This window comes from Deltaproteobacteria bacterium, from assembly GCA_016875395.1.
In the GTDB taxonomy this organism is placed as follows: Bacteria; Myxococcota_A; UBA9160; order UBA9160; family UBA6930; genus VGRF01.
This window is the reverse complement of sequence record VGRF01000026.1, coordinates 1-13,371: the sequence shown is the minus strand read 5'-3', so window position 1 is coordinate 13,371 and position 13,371 is coordinate 1. Positions and strand designations below refer to the sequence as shown.

Here is a 13,371-nt window from a genome sequence, read left to right as displayed (position 1 = left end):
CAGCGCAGGCGAGATGGAGTTGCCGTCACGGCTCGCGGCTGCCGTCGGCCGCGCGTTCGAATCCGTCTCAAGGCCCGAGCAGCCACGCCTCCGCGAACGCGTCCACCGCGGGCGTCGCGACCGCGGCGTTCGTCAGCTCGAGTGTGAACGTGAGCGCGGACGTCTCGATCTCGATCGTGCCTGGCAGGATCGCGCCGCCGCGGCTCGCCCAGGCGAGGAAGCGCACCTTGGTGCCGTCGGCGAGATCGACGCGCGCGACTTGGTAGGTGTCCTTGTCGACCCAGATCGCCGCGCCGCCGCCGCTCCCGCCGAGCACGTAGCAATCGCGCGCGCCGTCGTAGCCGAGCGCGATCAGCGCCGGTGAGCCGCCGAGCTCCCCGAGGCGCGCCAGCAGCTCGCCGCCGGTCGCGGCCTGCAGCGCCCAGAATGGCGGCGCGAGCGGATGCGCGTCTGCCAGGGGCTCGCCGTCGCGGGTCGCGCCGAGGCCGCTCGCGCGGCGCAGCTGCCGCTCGCTGAAGCCCTCGTCGTGGCGCAGCTCGATGCGCGCGCTGCCGCTCGGTGACGCCAGCAGCTCGCCGCGCGCAATCGGCGCAGCGGCGGGATTCGTGCGCACCGCGACGTCGAAGCGGAACGACTTGTTACGGCCCTGCGCGCGAGATGCATCCGCTGCGGCGCGCGCCACCGTCTCGGGCGCGGGGATGCGCGCCTCTGCGACGCCTGCGAGCGTGAACGCCAGCAGGAGCGAAGCGAGCGAGCGCCTCACTTCGCTCCCGCGAGCGTGCTGCGGCCCGCGTACTTCGCTCGCGCGCCGAGCTCGGCCTCGATGCGCAGCAAGCGGTTGTACTTCGCGATGCGGTCCGTGCGGCAGAGCGAGCCGGTCTTGATCTGACCCACGCCCGTCGCCACCGCGAGGTCCGCGATCGTGGTGTCTTCCGTCTCGCCCGAGCGGTGCGACGAGATCGCCCCGTAGCCGGCCTGCTTCGCGATCGCGATCGCCTCGAGCGTCTCCGAGAGCGTCCCGATCTGGTTCACCTTGATCAGGATCGCGTTCGCGACGCGCTTCTCGATGCCCTCGCGCAGGATCTTCGGATTCGTCACGAACAGGTCGTCGCCCACGAGCTGCACGCGATCGCCGAGCCGAGTCGTCAGGCGCGCCCAGCCGTCCCAGTCCTGCTCGGCGAGGCCGTCCTCGATCGACACGATCGGATAGCGCGCGCACCAGTCGGCCCAGAATTCGACCATCTCCTCGCTCGACTTCTTCGCGCCCTCGCCCGCGAGGTCGTAGATGCCGCCCTCGTAGAGCTCACTCGTCGCGGGATCGAGCGCGATCGCGACCTGCTCGCCGGGCCGGTAGCCCGCGGCCTCGATCGCGCGCATCACGAGCTCCATCGCCTCGACGTTGCTCTTGAGATCGGGAGCGAAGCCGCCCTCGTCGCCGACCGCCGTCGAATAGCCCTTGTCGTGCAGCACGGCGCGCAGCTTGTGGAAGATCTCGGCGCCCCAGCGCAGCGCTTCGCGAAAGCTCGGCGCTCCGACGGGGTAGAGCATGAACTCCTGCAGGTCGACGTTGTTGTCGGCGTGCGCGCCGCCGTTCACGACGTTCATCATCGGCGCGGGCAAGAGCGTGGCCTTGCTGCCGCCGATCCAGCGATAAAGCGGCGCGCCGGCCGCCGCAGCCGCTGCGTGCGCCGCCGCGAGCGAGACGCCGAGCAGCGCGTTGGCGCCGAGCCGCGACTTCGTCTCCGTGCCATCGAGCGCGCACAGCGCCGCATCGAGCGCGCGCTGCTCCGCGAGCCCGCCGAGCGCCGCGCCGCGCAGCTTGCGCGCCACTTCGCCGTTCACGTTCGCGACGGCGCGCGTCACACCCTTGCCGAGGTAACGCGCGGGATCTTTGTCGCGCAGCTCGAGCGCTTCGCGCGAGCCGGTCGACGCGCCGGACGGAACCGCGGCGCGGCCCACGTGTCCGCTCGAAGTCGTTACTTCCACCGAGAGCGTGGGGTTGCCCCGCGAGTCGAGAATCTCGAACGCGGCGATCTTCGCGATCGCGAGCGCGCTGCGATTCGCCGCCGGCTTCCCCTTCGCAGTTCGCTTCGCCGCCTTCTTCTTCGCCGCCCGCCGCTTCGCCATCGACCTCGCACCCTCCGCTTGGCGCGCAACCTAACCTGCTCGCTTCGGCGCTACTACGGGCCCTTCGCTCGTTTCCACGAGCGTCGCCTCGACGCCGAACGCCTCGCGCATCAGCTCGGGGCGCAGCACCTCGCGCGCCGTGCCGCTCGCGAGCACGCGGCCGCTCGCGAGCAGCGCGATGCGGTCCGCCACGCGCGCTGCGCCGGCAAGATCGTGCGACACGAGCAGCGCCGCCTTGCCTTCGCGCGCGAGGTCGCGCAGCAGCGCTTCGAGCGCGAGGCGGTGCGCGAGGTCGAGGTGCGCGGTGGGCTCGTCGAGCAGCAGCACGCGCGGCTCCTGCGCGAGCGCGCGCGCGATCGTGACGAGCTGGCGCTCGCCGCCCGAGAGCTCGTCGATGCCGCGTGCTGCGAGCGCCGCGATGCCGAGGCGCTCCAGGCACGCGCTCGCGATGCGGCGGTCCTCGCGCGACTCGAAGCCGAACGCGCCGAGATGCGGCGCGCGGCCCATCAGCACGATCTCGAACGCGCTGAACGGGAAGGGCACGTGCGTGTCCTGCGGCACGAGCGCAACGCTGCGCGCGATCTCGGCGCGGGGCAGCTCCGCGAGCGCACGGCCAGCGAGCACAACGCGCCCCGCGCTCGGCACGGCGAGACCCGTCGCCACGCGCAGCAGCGTCGTCTTGCCCGCGCCGTTGCGCCCCGCGAGCACGAGCACCTCGCCGAACGCGAGCGCGAGCGACGCGCCGTCGAGCACGCGCCGAGCGCCGCGCAGCGCCGTGACGGAGTCGAGCGCGAGCGCCGCGGTCACGAGCTGAGCCCCGCGCGCTTCCGTAACAACACGAGGAAGAGCGGCCCGCCGACCAGCGCCGTGATGGCGCCCACGGGAAGCTCGGGCCCGCCGAGCGCGGTGCGCGCGAGCGCATCGCACGCGACGAGGAACGCCGCGCCGCCGAGCGCGGAGGCCGGCAACAGCAGCCGATGGTCCGCGCCGAAGAGCAGCCGCAGCGCGTGCGGAACGATCAGGCCGACGAAGCCGACGAGGCCCGCGACCGCAACCGCGGCGCCCACCAAGAGCGAGGTCGTCAGCAGCAGCGCGAGCTTCACGCGCGCGGGCTCGAAGCCGAGCAGCGCGGCGGTGTCGTCGCCCAGCGCGAGCGCATTGAGCGCGCGCGCGAACGGCAGCGCGCCGGCGAGGCCGAGCGCGAGGAAGGCGGCGATCCAGCCCGCGAGCGCGGGCCGCGCGTCGGAGAGGTTGCCGATCAGGTAGAGGAAGATCTTCGAGCCCTCGGCGAGCCCGGCGATCGAGGCGAGGAACACGATCGCGGCGGAGGCGAGCGCGTTGAACACGACGCCGATCAGAAGCAGACGCGTCGGATCGAGCCGGCCGCGCGGGCCGGCGGTCGCGAGCAATGACAACACGGTGGCGACCGCTCCGGCGAACGCGGCGACGGGTGCGGCGCTCGCTGCGACGCCGAGGGCCGCACCGAGCGAAATCACGACAATGGAGCCGAGCGCGGCGCCGCCCGAGACGCCGAGGATGAACGGGTCCGCGAGCGGGTTGCGCAGCAGCGCTTGGAACGCTGCGCCCGCGGTCGCGAGCGAGGCGCCGACACCGGCGGCGAGCAGCACGCGCGGGAGCCGCACGCGCACGACGATGTCGCGCGCGACGTCGTCCGCGCCTCCCCGCAGCGCGGCGAGCACCTCGCCGAGCGCGAGCCCCGACGGGCCGACCGCGACGCCGAGCGCGAGCGCGAAGAACAGCAGCAGCGCGAGACCTGCGAGCACGCGCGCAAGGCGCGCGAGGGTCAGCGAGTCGCTCACGGCGCGGCTGCGGTTTGCGGATGCAGCGCAGCCTCGATCAGCGCGAGCGCGCGATCGAGGTACGGCCCGGGCAGCGTGACGGCGCCCGCCGGCAACGAGACCACGCGCGCGCGCAGCGAAGGCCAGCGCGCCCAGAACTCGGCGGCAGGCTCGGGCTCGTCGGTGGAATCGAGGATCACTTCGGGCTTGGCCGCGAGCAGCCACTCGCGCGAGCCGCGCGGCCAGGTGCCAGGCAGCTCGGTGGCGATGTTGTCAGCGCCGGCGGCGCGCAGCATGTCGTCCACGAATGTGCCCGCGCCCGCGACGAAGAGCGGGTCGCGTTGCAGCACGAGCAGCGCGCGCACACGCGGCCGGCGCGCGCTCGCAGCCTCGGCGCGCTCGCGTGCGGCGCGCAGCTGCGCCACGCGCGCTGCGGCCTCGCGCTCGCGCCCGAGCTCACTCCCGACGGCGCGGATCGTCGCGAGCACTTCGTCGTAGCTCGTGGGGTCGGCGACGAATCGGCGAATCCCCAGCGCGGCGAGCTGCTCCTGAAAGCTGCGCTGCTCGGCGCTCGGCACGAGCATCACGAGATCGGGCCGCAGCGCGACGACCGCCTCGAGGCTCGAGTCATAGAGCCCGCCGACGCGTGTGAGGTCGCGAGCCGCGGGCTCTTGCCGCGCGGAGAAGTCGTCCACGCCCACGAGCTGCGCGCGCGCTCCGAGCGCAAGCGCCATCGCAGTGAGCGACGGATTCAGCGAGACGACGCGCTGCGCTGGCTCCGCGCGCGCAGCGAACGCGAGCGAGAAGCAGAGCGCGGCGAGAGTGATGGCGCGTCGAGGCACGGAGCGCCGGATAGCACGCCGGAGCGCCGCGGCACCGCGGCGCTCCGGCGCTCCGTTCTCGCTACTGCTGCTTCAGCGTCGTCTCGCCCTGCAGCGCGACGTACGGGCGCAGCTTGGCGAGGCTCGCTTCGCCGATGCCCTTGACCGCGAGCAGATCCTCGACGCGCTTGAAGCCGCCTTGCTTCGCGCGCGCGGCGACGATCTCGCGGGCGCGCGCTTCGCCGATGCCCGGCAGCAGCGACAGCTGCTCCGGCGAGGCGGTGTTCACGTTGACGACGCCCGAGAGCTTCGCCGCGGCGAACGTGGGGGCCGAGGTGGTGAGGAGGACAAGTCCGAGAGCGAGGGCCGAGAGAAGGGCGCGGATGCGCCCGATGTTGCGGGTCATTGCGTGTTGCTTCCGCGGGACCGCGGGGAGAGACCTGGGACACGCGCGCCGAGGCGCGCGCGAGCTCAGCTTTCGCGGCCGACGGCGTAGTCCGCCGCGGCGAGGAGGGCGTTCTTGCTCGGGCCGTCGGGGAACGGCGCGATGGCTTCGGCGGCGCGCGCGATGTGCTCGCGCGCGCGGCGATTCGTGTCGGCGATGCCGTGGTGGCGCTCGATCAGCTCGACCACCGGCGCGAGCTCGCCGCGCCCCAACGCCTGGTCGATCGCGGTGATGCCCTCGGCCTGCAGCTCCGCCGCGCGGCGCGCCGCCGTCTTCAGCACCGCGGCGACGGCATCGCGCTCGGTCGCGGTCGCGCGCTTCAGCGTGAGCAGGAGCGGCAGGGTGACCTTGCCTTCGCGCACGTCGGTGTACGGGCTCTTGCCGAGCTCGGCTTCGCTGGCCGAGTAGTCGAGCGCGTCGTCGCGCAGCTGGAAGGCGAGGCCGAACTCGCGGCCGTACTGCGCGAGGCGGCGGCGCTCGGCGCGCGTCACGCCCGCGAGAATCGCGCCGGCCTCGGCTGCGGCGGCGATCAGCGACGCGCTCTTGCGATCGATCACCGCGTAGTAGTGCGCCTCGGTCACGTCGGGATCGAAGCTGCGCTCGAGCTGCAGCAGCTCGCCTTCGGACATGCGCCGGATCGTGTCGGCGAAGATCGAGAGAATGTCCAAGTTGCCATCTTCGACGATCATCGAAGACGCGCGCGCATAGAAGTAATCGCCCACGAGCACGGCGCGGCGGTTGCCCCAGATCGCACGCGCGGCCTCCTTGCCGCGGCGCAGCGTCGCGAGGTCGACCACGTCGTCGTGCAGCAGCGTCGCGGTGTGGAGCAGCTCGATCGCGGCGGCGATCTGCACGCGGCGCGGGCCGTCGTAGCCGCACAGCTCGGCGGCGAGCATCACGAGCAGCGGGCGTAGGCGCTTGCCGCCGCTCGACAGCACGTGATCGCCGATCTCGCCGATCAGCGCGTGATCGCCGGCGATCGCTTCGCGCATCGTGCGCTCGACTTGCTCGAGCACGGGCGCGCTTCGCTTCAGCGCGGCGGAGAGGGCAGCGGGCGTTGCAACTCGCTCAGTCATTAGGCTTTCGAGCCTACCCTGCGCCGCTCGCGGCGCGCAATGGGAGAAGCAGGAAAAAACGAGCAAAAACGAGTAGTTAACTAGAAGTCACGGGGCGTGAACGAGCTGCGTTCACGCGGCCGCTCGGAGCTTGCTTTCGGAGGCTGCGCGCGCAGCCACGCCACGGCTGCCGCGATGTCCGCGACGCCGATCGCCTCCGCGCCGCCGACACTCGTGGCGGCGAGCTGTGCGGGAACGAGCACGCGGCGAAAGCCGAGCCGCGCGGCCTCGCGCAGGCGCTGCTCGATGCGGCCGACGCGGCGCACCTCGCCGCCGAGGCCGACCTCGCCGCACGCGGCAACGTCGGCGGGCAGCGGCAGATCGAGGCGGCTCGAAGCGATCGCGAGCGCGACCGCGAGATCCGCGGCGGGCTCCGTGATGCGCATGCCGCCGACCACGTTCACGAACACGTCGCGCGAGAGCAGGTCGACGTCGGTGCGGCGATCGAGCACGGCGAGCAGCAGCGCAACGCGGCCGTCGTCGACGCCGAGACACGTGCGGCGCGCGGTGCCGTAGCCCGCGGGCGCAACGAGCGCCTGCACTTCCAACAACAACGGGCGCGTGCCCTCGATCACGGGCATGACGCACGAGCCCGGCGCGCCGGCTTGGCGCTCCGCGAGGAACAGCTCGCTCGGATTCTCGACCGCGACGAGCCCCTTCTCCTCGTGCGTGAACACGCCGAGCTCGTCGGTCGCACCGAAGCGGTTCTTCGTGGCCCGCAAGATTCGATAGGGGTGGCCGCGATCGCCCTCGAAGGTGAGCACGACGTCGACGAGGTGCTCGAGCACGCGCGGGCCGGCGAGCGCGCCGTCTTTCGTCACGTGGCCGACGAGCACGAGCGGCACGCCCTGCGCCTTCGCCGTGGCGGCGAGCAGCGCCGCGCTCTCGCGCACCTGCGCGACGGAGCCCGGTGCCGACGGCACGCGCTCGGTGCGCAGCGTCTGCACCGAATCCACGAGCACGAGCTTCGGTCGCGCGTCCTGCCACGGCGCCGCGAGCGCCTCGACGCGGGTCTCCGCGAGCGCGAGCAGCGACTTCGGCACCGCGCCGAGCCGCCCCGCGCGCATCCGCACCTGCTCGAGGCTCTCCTCGCCGCTGACGTAGAGCACCGCGCCGTGCGCCGCTGCGACGTTGGCCGCGAGCTGTAGGCACAGCGTGCTCTTCCCGATCCCCGGCTCGCCGCCTAACAACACGACGCTGCCCGGCACGAGCCCGCCGCCGAGCACGCGATCCAGCTCCGCGATGCCCGTGACGACTCGCGGCGCCGCTTCGGCGTCCACATCCGCAAGCGGACGCGCGCAGCCCGACGTCGCTTCCGGCGCCGCGACGAGGCTCGAAGCGGGCGCGCTCTCCGCGCCGCCCACCGACTCCTCGACGAGCGTCTCCCATGCTCCGCAGCCAGGACAGCGCCCGAGCATTCGAGGCTGCTGCGTCCCGCACTCCGAGCAAACGAACACCGAACGTGCGCGCGCCATTCTTTCTCACTTCCGCGGGACCGGGAGGGCCGACCGTAGCGGGGGCGTGCGGCGGCGGTGCGCTCTTCGATCAAATCGAGGCGCACTTCTCTCCTTGTCGACTTCGCAAACCGCTCCGCCGGCGAGCCGCGCTACATCGAGCGTTCGGATGCGGAGGTCATGTGGGCTTCATCTACGACTTCTACGAGCGCAAGGTCTTTCCCCGCGCGCTCGACGCGATCATGAAGAACATGGGCGAGATGCGCGGCGAGGCCCTCGCCGGCGCACACGGCGATGTGCTGGAGATCGGCTTCGGCACGGGGCTGAATCTCAGGTACTACCCAGCGGGCGTTTCGCGCGTCACCACGGTGGACCCGATGGACGCGCTGCCGGAGCGCGTGCGGGCGCGCATCGCGGCGGCGCCGTTTCCGGTGGACGTGCATCACCTGCGCGCCGACGGGCGGCTCCCGTTTGACGACGCGCGCTTCGACTCGTGCGCGATCACGTGGACGCTGTGCACGATTCCGGACCCCGTGGCCGCGCTGCGCGAGGCGCACCGCGTGCTGAAGCCCGGCGCGACGCTGCACTTCATCGAGCATGGGCGCAGCGACGACGAGAAGACCGCGCGCTGGCAGGACCGCTGGAACCCGATTCACCGCGTGCTCGCGTGCGGCTGCAACGTGAACCGCCGCATCGACGCCGTGGTGCGCGAGGGCGGCTTCACGCTCGCGAGGCTCGACCGGTTCCTCGCGCCCGATGCGCCGCGCATGTTCGGGGAGATGTACCGAGGCGTGGGCGTGCGCTGAGCTGCCGCGGGCTAGATGCCCGCGCCGAAGTCCACCTCGACGTCCTGCCGGCCTGCCTGGCCAGCGACGAGGTTCGCGACCGCGGGCGCGCGCAGTGCGGGCATCGGGCCGGTGCCGCAGCGCAGGTTCGCAGGCACGGACTCGTCCATGCGCCTCGGGTAGTCGAGCTTCAGCGCGGCCATGATCGCGACGAAGTCGTCCTCGCTGCGCGCGAGGCCGAGGCGCGGGTTCCAGCGTTTTTCCTCGGCGACGGTCGTGACGGTGCGGCCGCGGTAGTCGTGGCCGGGGTAGAGCAGCGTCGCGTCCGGCAGGGTGAGGATGCGCTCGCGCACGGAGCGGAAGAGCGTGCGCGCGTCGCCCTGCTGGAAGTCGGTGCGGCCGCAGCCGCGGATCAAGAGCGCGTCGCCGGTGAAGGCCATGCCGGCGGCGGCGCAGGTGTAGGTGGTGCAGCCGCTCGTGTGCCCCGGCGTCGCGATCGCGCGCAGCTCGAGCCCGCCCACGCGCACCGCCGCGCCGTCCGCGAGCGCGAGGTCCGCGCACCCGACACCCGCGGCGGCGCCCACCCCGGCGCGCGAACCGAGCTTTTCGCGCAGCGCGTCGGCCCCCGTGATGTGGTCCGCGTGGACATGCGTCTCGAGCGTGAAGCGCAGCGCGAGACCGAGCTCGCGTACCAGCGTTGCGTCGCGCTCGGAGTGCTCGCGGACCGGGTCGATCAGCACGGCTTCCCGCGTCGTCTCGTCCGCCAGCAAGTAGGTGTAGGTCGAGGTCTCGGGATCGAAGAGTTGCCGGAAGATCATCGATCGTCTCCGCGTCGGTAGACGCAACGCCCCGCAAGCCAGGTTTCAGCGATCGCGCCGCTCGCATCGAGCAGCGCGAAGTCGGCGCGAGCACCTTCACGCAGCGTGCCTCGCTCGCGCTCGATGCCGAGCAGCCGCGCGGGCGCGAGCGTGGCGGCGCGCACCGCTTCGAGGCGCGACATCGCGCCGAATGCCTCGGCGTTCGCGACGGCGCGGTCGAGGCTGAGGCGCGAGCCCGCGAGCGTGCCGTCGGCGAGGCGCAGCGCGACGCCGTCGTCGTGAACGGCGCCCGCATCGAATGACGCAAGCGCGTTCGCATTCTGATCTGCGGCCGGCACGGCCACATTGTCCGTGATCAGCGCGAGCCGATCCCGCTTTGCGCGTGCCGCCGCTCGCACGGCGCTCGGGTGCACGTGCACGCCGTCGCAAATGAGGTCGCAGCTGAGCGCGTCGCTCGCGAGCGCGGTGCCGATCAGGCCGGGCGCGCGCTGGTGGAACGCGCCCATCGCGTTGAACAGGTGGGTCGCGTGGCGCGCGCCCTGTGCGATCGCGCGCTCGCACTGCTCGGCGCTCGCCAGCGTGTGGCCGAGCGACGCCGCGATGCCGCGCCGCGCGAGCTCGGCGAGGAGGAGGTCCGCGCCCTCGGCTTCAGGTGCCAGCGTGACGAGGGGTACGAGGCCCGCGGCGCGGTCGAACAGCGCGGCATCCTCGGCGCGATAGGGGCGGATGCCCGAACGCGGCTGCGCGCCCGCTGCCTCGGGGCGAATCCACGGACCTTCGAGGTGGAGCCCGAGCACCGAGGCCGCTTCCGCTGCGTTCGCGAGCTGCGCTGCCGCGGCCGCCCACGCCTCGACGTACGCGCTCAGCTCGCGCGCGGGCCAAGTGACCGTCGTTGCGAGAAAGCCGGTGACGCCGGTCGCCAGGAGCTCGCGGCCCGCGGCTTCGAGCGCGGCGCGTGCTGCGCGTGGCAGCGTGAAGATGAGCGCACCGTGGTAGTGCACGTCGAGAAACCCCGGGGCGAGCGCGAGGCCGGGGAGCGCGACGCGGCGCGCCGACTCCGGCGTCCGCACACCCGCCGCGAGCCGCGCGGCGATGCGCCCGTTCTCGACGAGCAGCACGCCGCCGCTCGGGGCGGCGGCCTCGGGATCCAGCAGCACGTCGGGTTCGAGCGCGAGCATCGCCCGAGTCTCGGTTCACCGGCAGACCGCGCGCAACGGGCGGCGCATCAAGCCCCCGCGCAGCGAGGCCGATTCATCCGGGATGGCCGAGCTCGGCGCCGACACCGAAACCGACCTTCATCAGCTCGACGTGAAGCTGAAGACGCTGCGCATGGAGTACGAGCAGTACTTCCTCGGCGCGCGCAAGCGCGAGCCGAGCCTTCTGCGCGGCGAGGTCAACAAGATCGTCGCTTATTATGCCAACGCGCCGATCCGCAACACCGCGCTGCGCTTTCTCTTCAACAACCTGCGCGCCCGCTACTTCACGCATAAGCGCCTCTGGGACGAGACGTGCCGCAAGATCGAAGAGGGCACGTACGAGCGGCACCTGTTCAAGGCCGACCTCCACGAGCGCGAGCGCGCGGAGAAGCAACACAAGAAGCCCGGCAAGGCGGCGGCTGGCGCTCAGCTCGCGACCGGCGCGGAGAGCGGTGAGGACGCGCTCTTCACCGAGTACGCGAAGGCGCGCAGCAGCACCGGCCAAGGCGCAGCGGGCCTGACCAGGGACAAGTTCTCCGCACTGCTCCGCCAGCAGGAAGAAACGATCCGCGCGAAGTTCGGCGCCGCGAAGGTGAGCTTCCGCGTCGTGGTGGAAGAAGGCCGCGCCAAGCTCAAGGCCACGCCGGTGAAGTAGTTCCGCGCGCGCTCAGCGCCACTTCGCGAAAGCGTCAGCCGGGCGCCACGCCTCCAGCAGCGCTCGGAACTCCTCGGCGTCATCAGCTTCGCGAGCAGGAAGCCCTTTGCTTCGTCGCACTCGACCTCGCGCAGCACGCTCAGCACACCGGGGCGGTCCACGCCCTCCGCGACGACGCGTTTGCCGAGCTCGTGCGCCATGCGGATCAGGGCGCGCAGCACGCGCGCGGCGTCGGGGTTCGAGTCGATGTCCTTCACCAGCGCGCGGTCGAGCTTCACGATGTTGACGGGGAAGCGGACCAGCGAAGCCAGCGTCGAGTAGCCGCTCCCGAAGTCGTCGAGTGAGAGCGTGAGTCCGATCGCGCCGAGGTCGCGCAGCGGCGCGATCGCGTTCTCGCCCTCGATCATCAGGCTCTCCGTGATCTCGAGCTCGAGGCGGCGCGGATCGAGGGAGCTGCGCATCAGGGCGTCGTACACCACGCGCTCGATGTCGCCGTGCACGAGCTGCACGCGCGAGACGTTCACCGCGATCGACGGCGGATCGAGCAGGCTCTGCGCCCAGCGCGCGGCTTCCTCGCAGGCGCTGTCGAGCACCCAGCGCCCGAGCTTGTGGATGATTCCCGACTCTTCCGCGACGGGGATGAACTCCATCGGATGCACTTGCCCAAGCAGCGCGTTGGTCCAGCGCGTGAGCACTTCCGCGCCCGCGATGTGACCCGTCGCGAGATCGAACTTCGGCTGGAACGCCAGCGAAAGCTCGCCGCGCTGGTCGGCCGTATTGAGCTGCTCGAGCACGATCTTGCTGCGCGTCGTCGCGGCGTGAAGGTCCGCGCGGAAGAAGCAGTAGATGCTGCTGCGATCGGACTTCGCGCCGTACATCGCTGCATCGGCGGCGGTGAGCAGCGCGTCGGTGGTCGCGCCGTCGCGCGGATGCAGCGCAATGCCGACGCTCACGCCGACTCGCGCCTCGTTGCCATCGAGGTCGATCGGCTGGCTGAGTCGTTCGTGGATGCGCCGCGCGCAGTCGGCGGCGTCGTCCGCGCTGCGCAGCCCCGTGAGCAGCACGGCGAACTCGTCGCCGCCGAAGCGCGATGCGCTCGCCTGCGGGCGCGCCACTTCGTCGCTACTGCGCACGCACTCGATCAGGCGCTGCCCGATCACCCGTAACAACTCATCACCGGCGGCGTGACCGAGGCGGTCGTTGATCTGCTTGAAGCCGTCGAGATCTAGGAACAAGAGTGCGACGGCGTCGGGGCTGTCGGAGAAGCGGCGCATCGCGGCGGAGAGACGCTTCTCGAACAGGCGGCGGTTCGGAAGCCCGGTGAGGCCGTCGTAGAAGGCAATGCGGCGCGCGCTCTCCTCGGCGCGGCGCTCCTGCGTGACGTCGCGCACCGTGATCGTGACGAGCGGTGCGTTGCCGCGCGCCGTGACCGAGACGAAGTGCTTCAAGAAGCGTGTGCTGCGCTCTCCCGGCAGGCTCGCGAGAAGCCCGTCGGATGCGAGGTGGCCCTCGACTGCATCGCGCAGACCGAGGAAGAACTTCTGGCGATCGGGCGCGGGCACGCACTCCGCGATCATGTCTTCGAGGCGCTCGGGAAGCGGGTCGCGCAGCTCGAGCACCGCCGCTGCAGCGGGGCTGACGCGCACCATGTCGGTGTCGACGTCCCACTCCCAGTAGCCAATGCCCGCGAGCGCCTGCGAAGCCTCGATGCGGCGCAGCCGGCTCTCGATCTCGTAGCTCGGCGCACGCGGCGGCGATGGCGGCGCTTCGAGATGGAAGGCGATGCGCGTGGCGAGTAGCTCCCGGTCGACCGGCTTGCTCACGAAGTCCGTGATGCCGGCTTCGCGCGCGCCGCGCGGGAGCAGTGCGTCCGCTGTGATCGCGATGATCGGCGTGTCGGGCGCGGTCGCCCTCACCTCGCGACAGAGCCCCAGCGCGTCGCCGGGCAAAGCGAGGTCGATCAGCACGACGCGGGGCTTTTCGAGCGCCGCCATCTCGGGCGCTTCGTGGGACAGGGTCCCGAACGCAGTCAGCCCGACGCCCTCCGCGATGCGCGACAACGCTCGGACGAGCGCCGGGTCGGGCACGATCAGGAGGGCTGTCCCCCCCCCCCCCCCCCCCCCCCCCCCTCCTCCCCCCCCCCCCCCCCCCCCCCC

General features: G+C 72.2%; 12 protein-coding genes. 1 reads left to right on the top strand and 11 read right to left on the bottom strand.

What is annotated here, in order from left to right; genetic code table 11:
- Nucleotides 1-67 precede the first annotated feature (67 nt).
- The 8 genes from FJ091_17190 to radA all read right to left on the bottom strand — a co-directional run bounded on the left by FJ091_17190 (nucleotide 68) and on the right by radA (nucleotide 7,782).
- Nucleotides 68-763 carry a hypothetical protein gene (locus FJ091_17190; protein MBM4385090.1) on the bottom strand — a complete coding sequence of 232 codons (696 nt, stop codon included), beginning with the start codon at nucleotides 761-763 and terminating at the stop codon, nucleotides 68-70.
- Entirely contained in the window at nucleotides 760-2,127 is a 1,368-nt protein-coding gene (eno, locus tag FJ091_17185; GenBank protein ID MBM4385089.1) for a phosphopyruvate hydratase, read from the bottom strand. The genes FJ091_17190 and eno overlap by 4 nt, the downstream gene beginning before the upstream one ends.
- A gap of 30 nt (nucleotides 2,128-2,157) precedes the next feature.
- The gene (locus tag FJ091_17180; GenBank protein ID MBM4385088.1) at nucleotides 2,158-2,934 is read right to left on the bottom strand and encodes an ABC transporter ATP-binding protein; all 777 of its coding nucleotides are present in this window, start codon (nucleotides 2,932-2,934) and stop codon (nucleotides 2,158-2,160) included.
- Nucleotides 2,931-3,947, bottom strand: coding sequence for an iron ABC transporter permease (locus tag FJ091_17175; protein ID MBM4385087.1), 1,017 nt, complete (start codon nucleotides 3,945-3,947; stop codon nucleotides 2,931-2,933). Before FJ091_17175 ends, FJ091_17180 begins: the two co-directional genes overlap by 4 nt.
- Nucleotides 3,944-4,768, bottom strand: coding sequence for an ABC transporter substrate-binding protein (locus FJ091_17170; GenBank protein ID MBM4385086.1), 825 nt, complete (start codon nucleotides 4,766-4,768; stop codon nucleotides 3,944-3,946). The genes FJ091_17175 and FJ091_17170 overlap by 4 nt, the downstream gene beginning before the upstream one ends.
- 61 nt (nucleotides 4,769-4,829) lie before the next feature.
- Nucleotides 4,830-5,132, bottom strand: coding sequence for a helix-hairpin-helix domain-containing protein (locus tag FJ091_17165; protein ID MBM4385085.1), 303 nt, complete (start codon nucleotides 5,130-5,132; stop codon nucleotides 4,830-4,832).
- A gap of 86 nt (nucleotides 5,133-5,218) precedes the next feature.
- Entirely contained in the window at nucleotides 5,219-6,268 is a 1,050-nt protein-coding gene (locus FJ091_17160; GenBank protein ID MBM4385084.1) for a polyprenyl synthetase family protein, read from the bottom strand.
- 80 nt (nucleotides 6,269-6,348) lie between these two features.
- On the bottom strand, nucleotides 6,349-7,782 hold the full coding sequence (gene radA / locus FJ091_17155; protein MBM4385083.1) for a DNA repair protein RadA: 1,434 nt from the start codon (nucleotides 7,780-7,782) through the stop codon (nucleotides 6,349-6,351).
- A gap of 161 nt (nucleotides 7,783-7,943) precedes the next feature.
- On the opposite strand from radA, the gene FJ091_17150 reads away from it, so the two are divergent.
- Nucleotides 7,944-8,567, top strand: coding sequence for a class I SAM-dependent methyltransferase (locus FJ091_17150; GenBank protein MBM4385082.1), 624 nt, complete (start codon nucleotides 7,944-7,946; stop codon nucleotides 8,565-8,567).
- A gap of 11 nt (nucleotides 8,568-8,578) precedes the next feature.
- Here FJ091_17150 and FJ091_17145 read toward each other — a convergent pair whose 3' ends face one another.
- The 3 genes from FJ091_17145 to FJ091_17135 all read right to left on the bottom strand — a co-directional run bounded on the left by FJ091_17145 (nucleotide 8,579) and on the right by FJ091_17135 (nucleotide 13,275).
- Nucleotides 8,579-9,364, bottom strand: coding sequence for an MBL fold metallo-hydrolase (locus tag FJ091_17145; protein MBM4385081.1), 786 nt, complete (start codon nucleotides 9,362-9,364; stop codon nucleotides 8,579-8,581).
- Nucleotides 9,361-10,542: an N-acetylglucosamine-6-phosphate deacetylase gene (gene nagA / locus FJ091_17140; GenBank protein MBM4385080.1), complete on the bottom strand. Its 1,182-nt coding sequence runs from the start codon at nucleotides 10,540-10,542 to the stop codon at nucleotides 9,361-9,363. Before nagA ends, FJ091_17145 begins: the two co-directional genes overlap by 4 nt.
- Before the next feature lie 444 nt (nucleotides 10,543-10,986).
- The gene (locus FJ091_17135) at nucleotides 10,987-13,275 is read right to left on the bottom strand and encodes an EAL domain-containing protein (protein ID MBM4385079.1); all 2,289 of its coding nucleotides are present in this window, start codon (nucleotides 13,273-13,275) and stop codon (nucleotides 10,987-10,989) included.
- Nucleotides 13,276-13,371 lie beyond the last annotated feature (96 nt).

What these genes read in the sequence shown, in the direction of transcription:
- radA (MBM4385083.1), bottom strand. Translation starts at nt 7,782, where the DNA reads ATGGCGCGCGCACGTTCGGTGTTCGTTTGCTCGGAGTGCGGGACGCAG.
- nagA (MBM4385080.1), bottom strand. Translation starts at nt 10,542, where the DNA reads ATGCTCGCGCTCGAACCCGACGTGCTGCTGGATCCCGAGGCCGCCGCC.
- FJ091_17145 (MBM4385081.1), bottom strand. Translation starts at nt 9,364, where the DNA reads ATGATCTTCCGGCAACTCTTCGATCCCGAGACCTCGACCTACACCTAC.
- FJ091_17160 (MBM4385084.1), bottom strand. Translation starts at nt 6,268, where the DNA reads ATGACTGAGCGAGTTGCAACGCCCGCTGCCCTCTCCGCCGCGCTGAAG.
- eno (MBM4385089.1), bottom strand. Translation starts at nt 2,127, where the DNA reads ATGGCGAAGCGGCGGGCGGCGAAGAAGAAGGCGGCGAAGCGAACTGCG.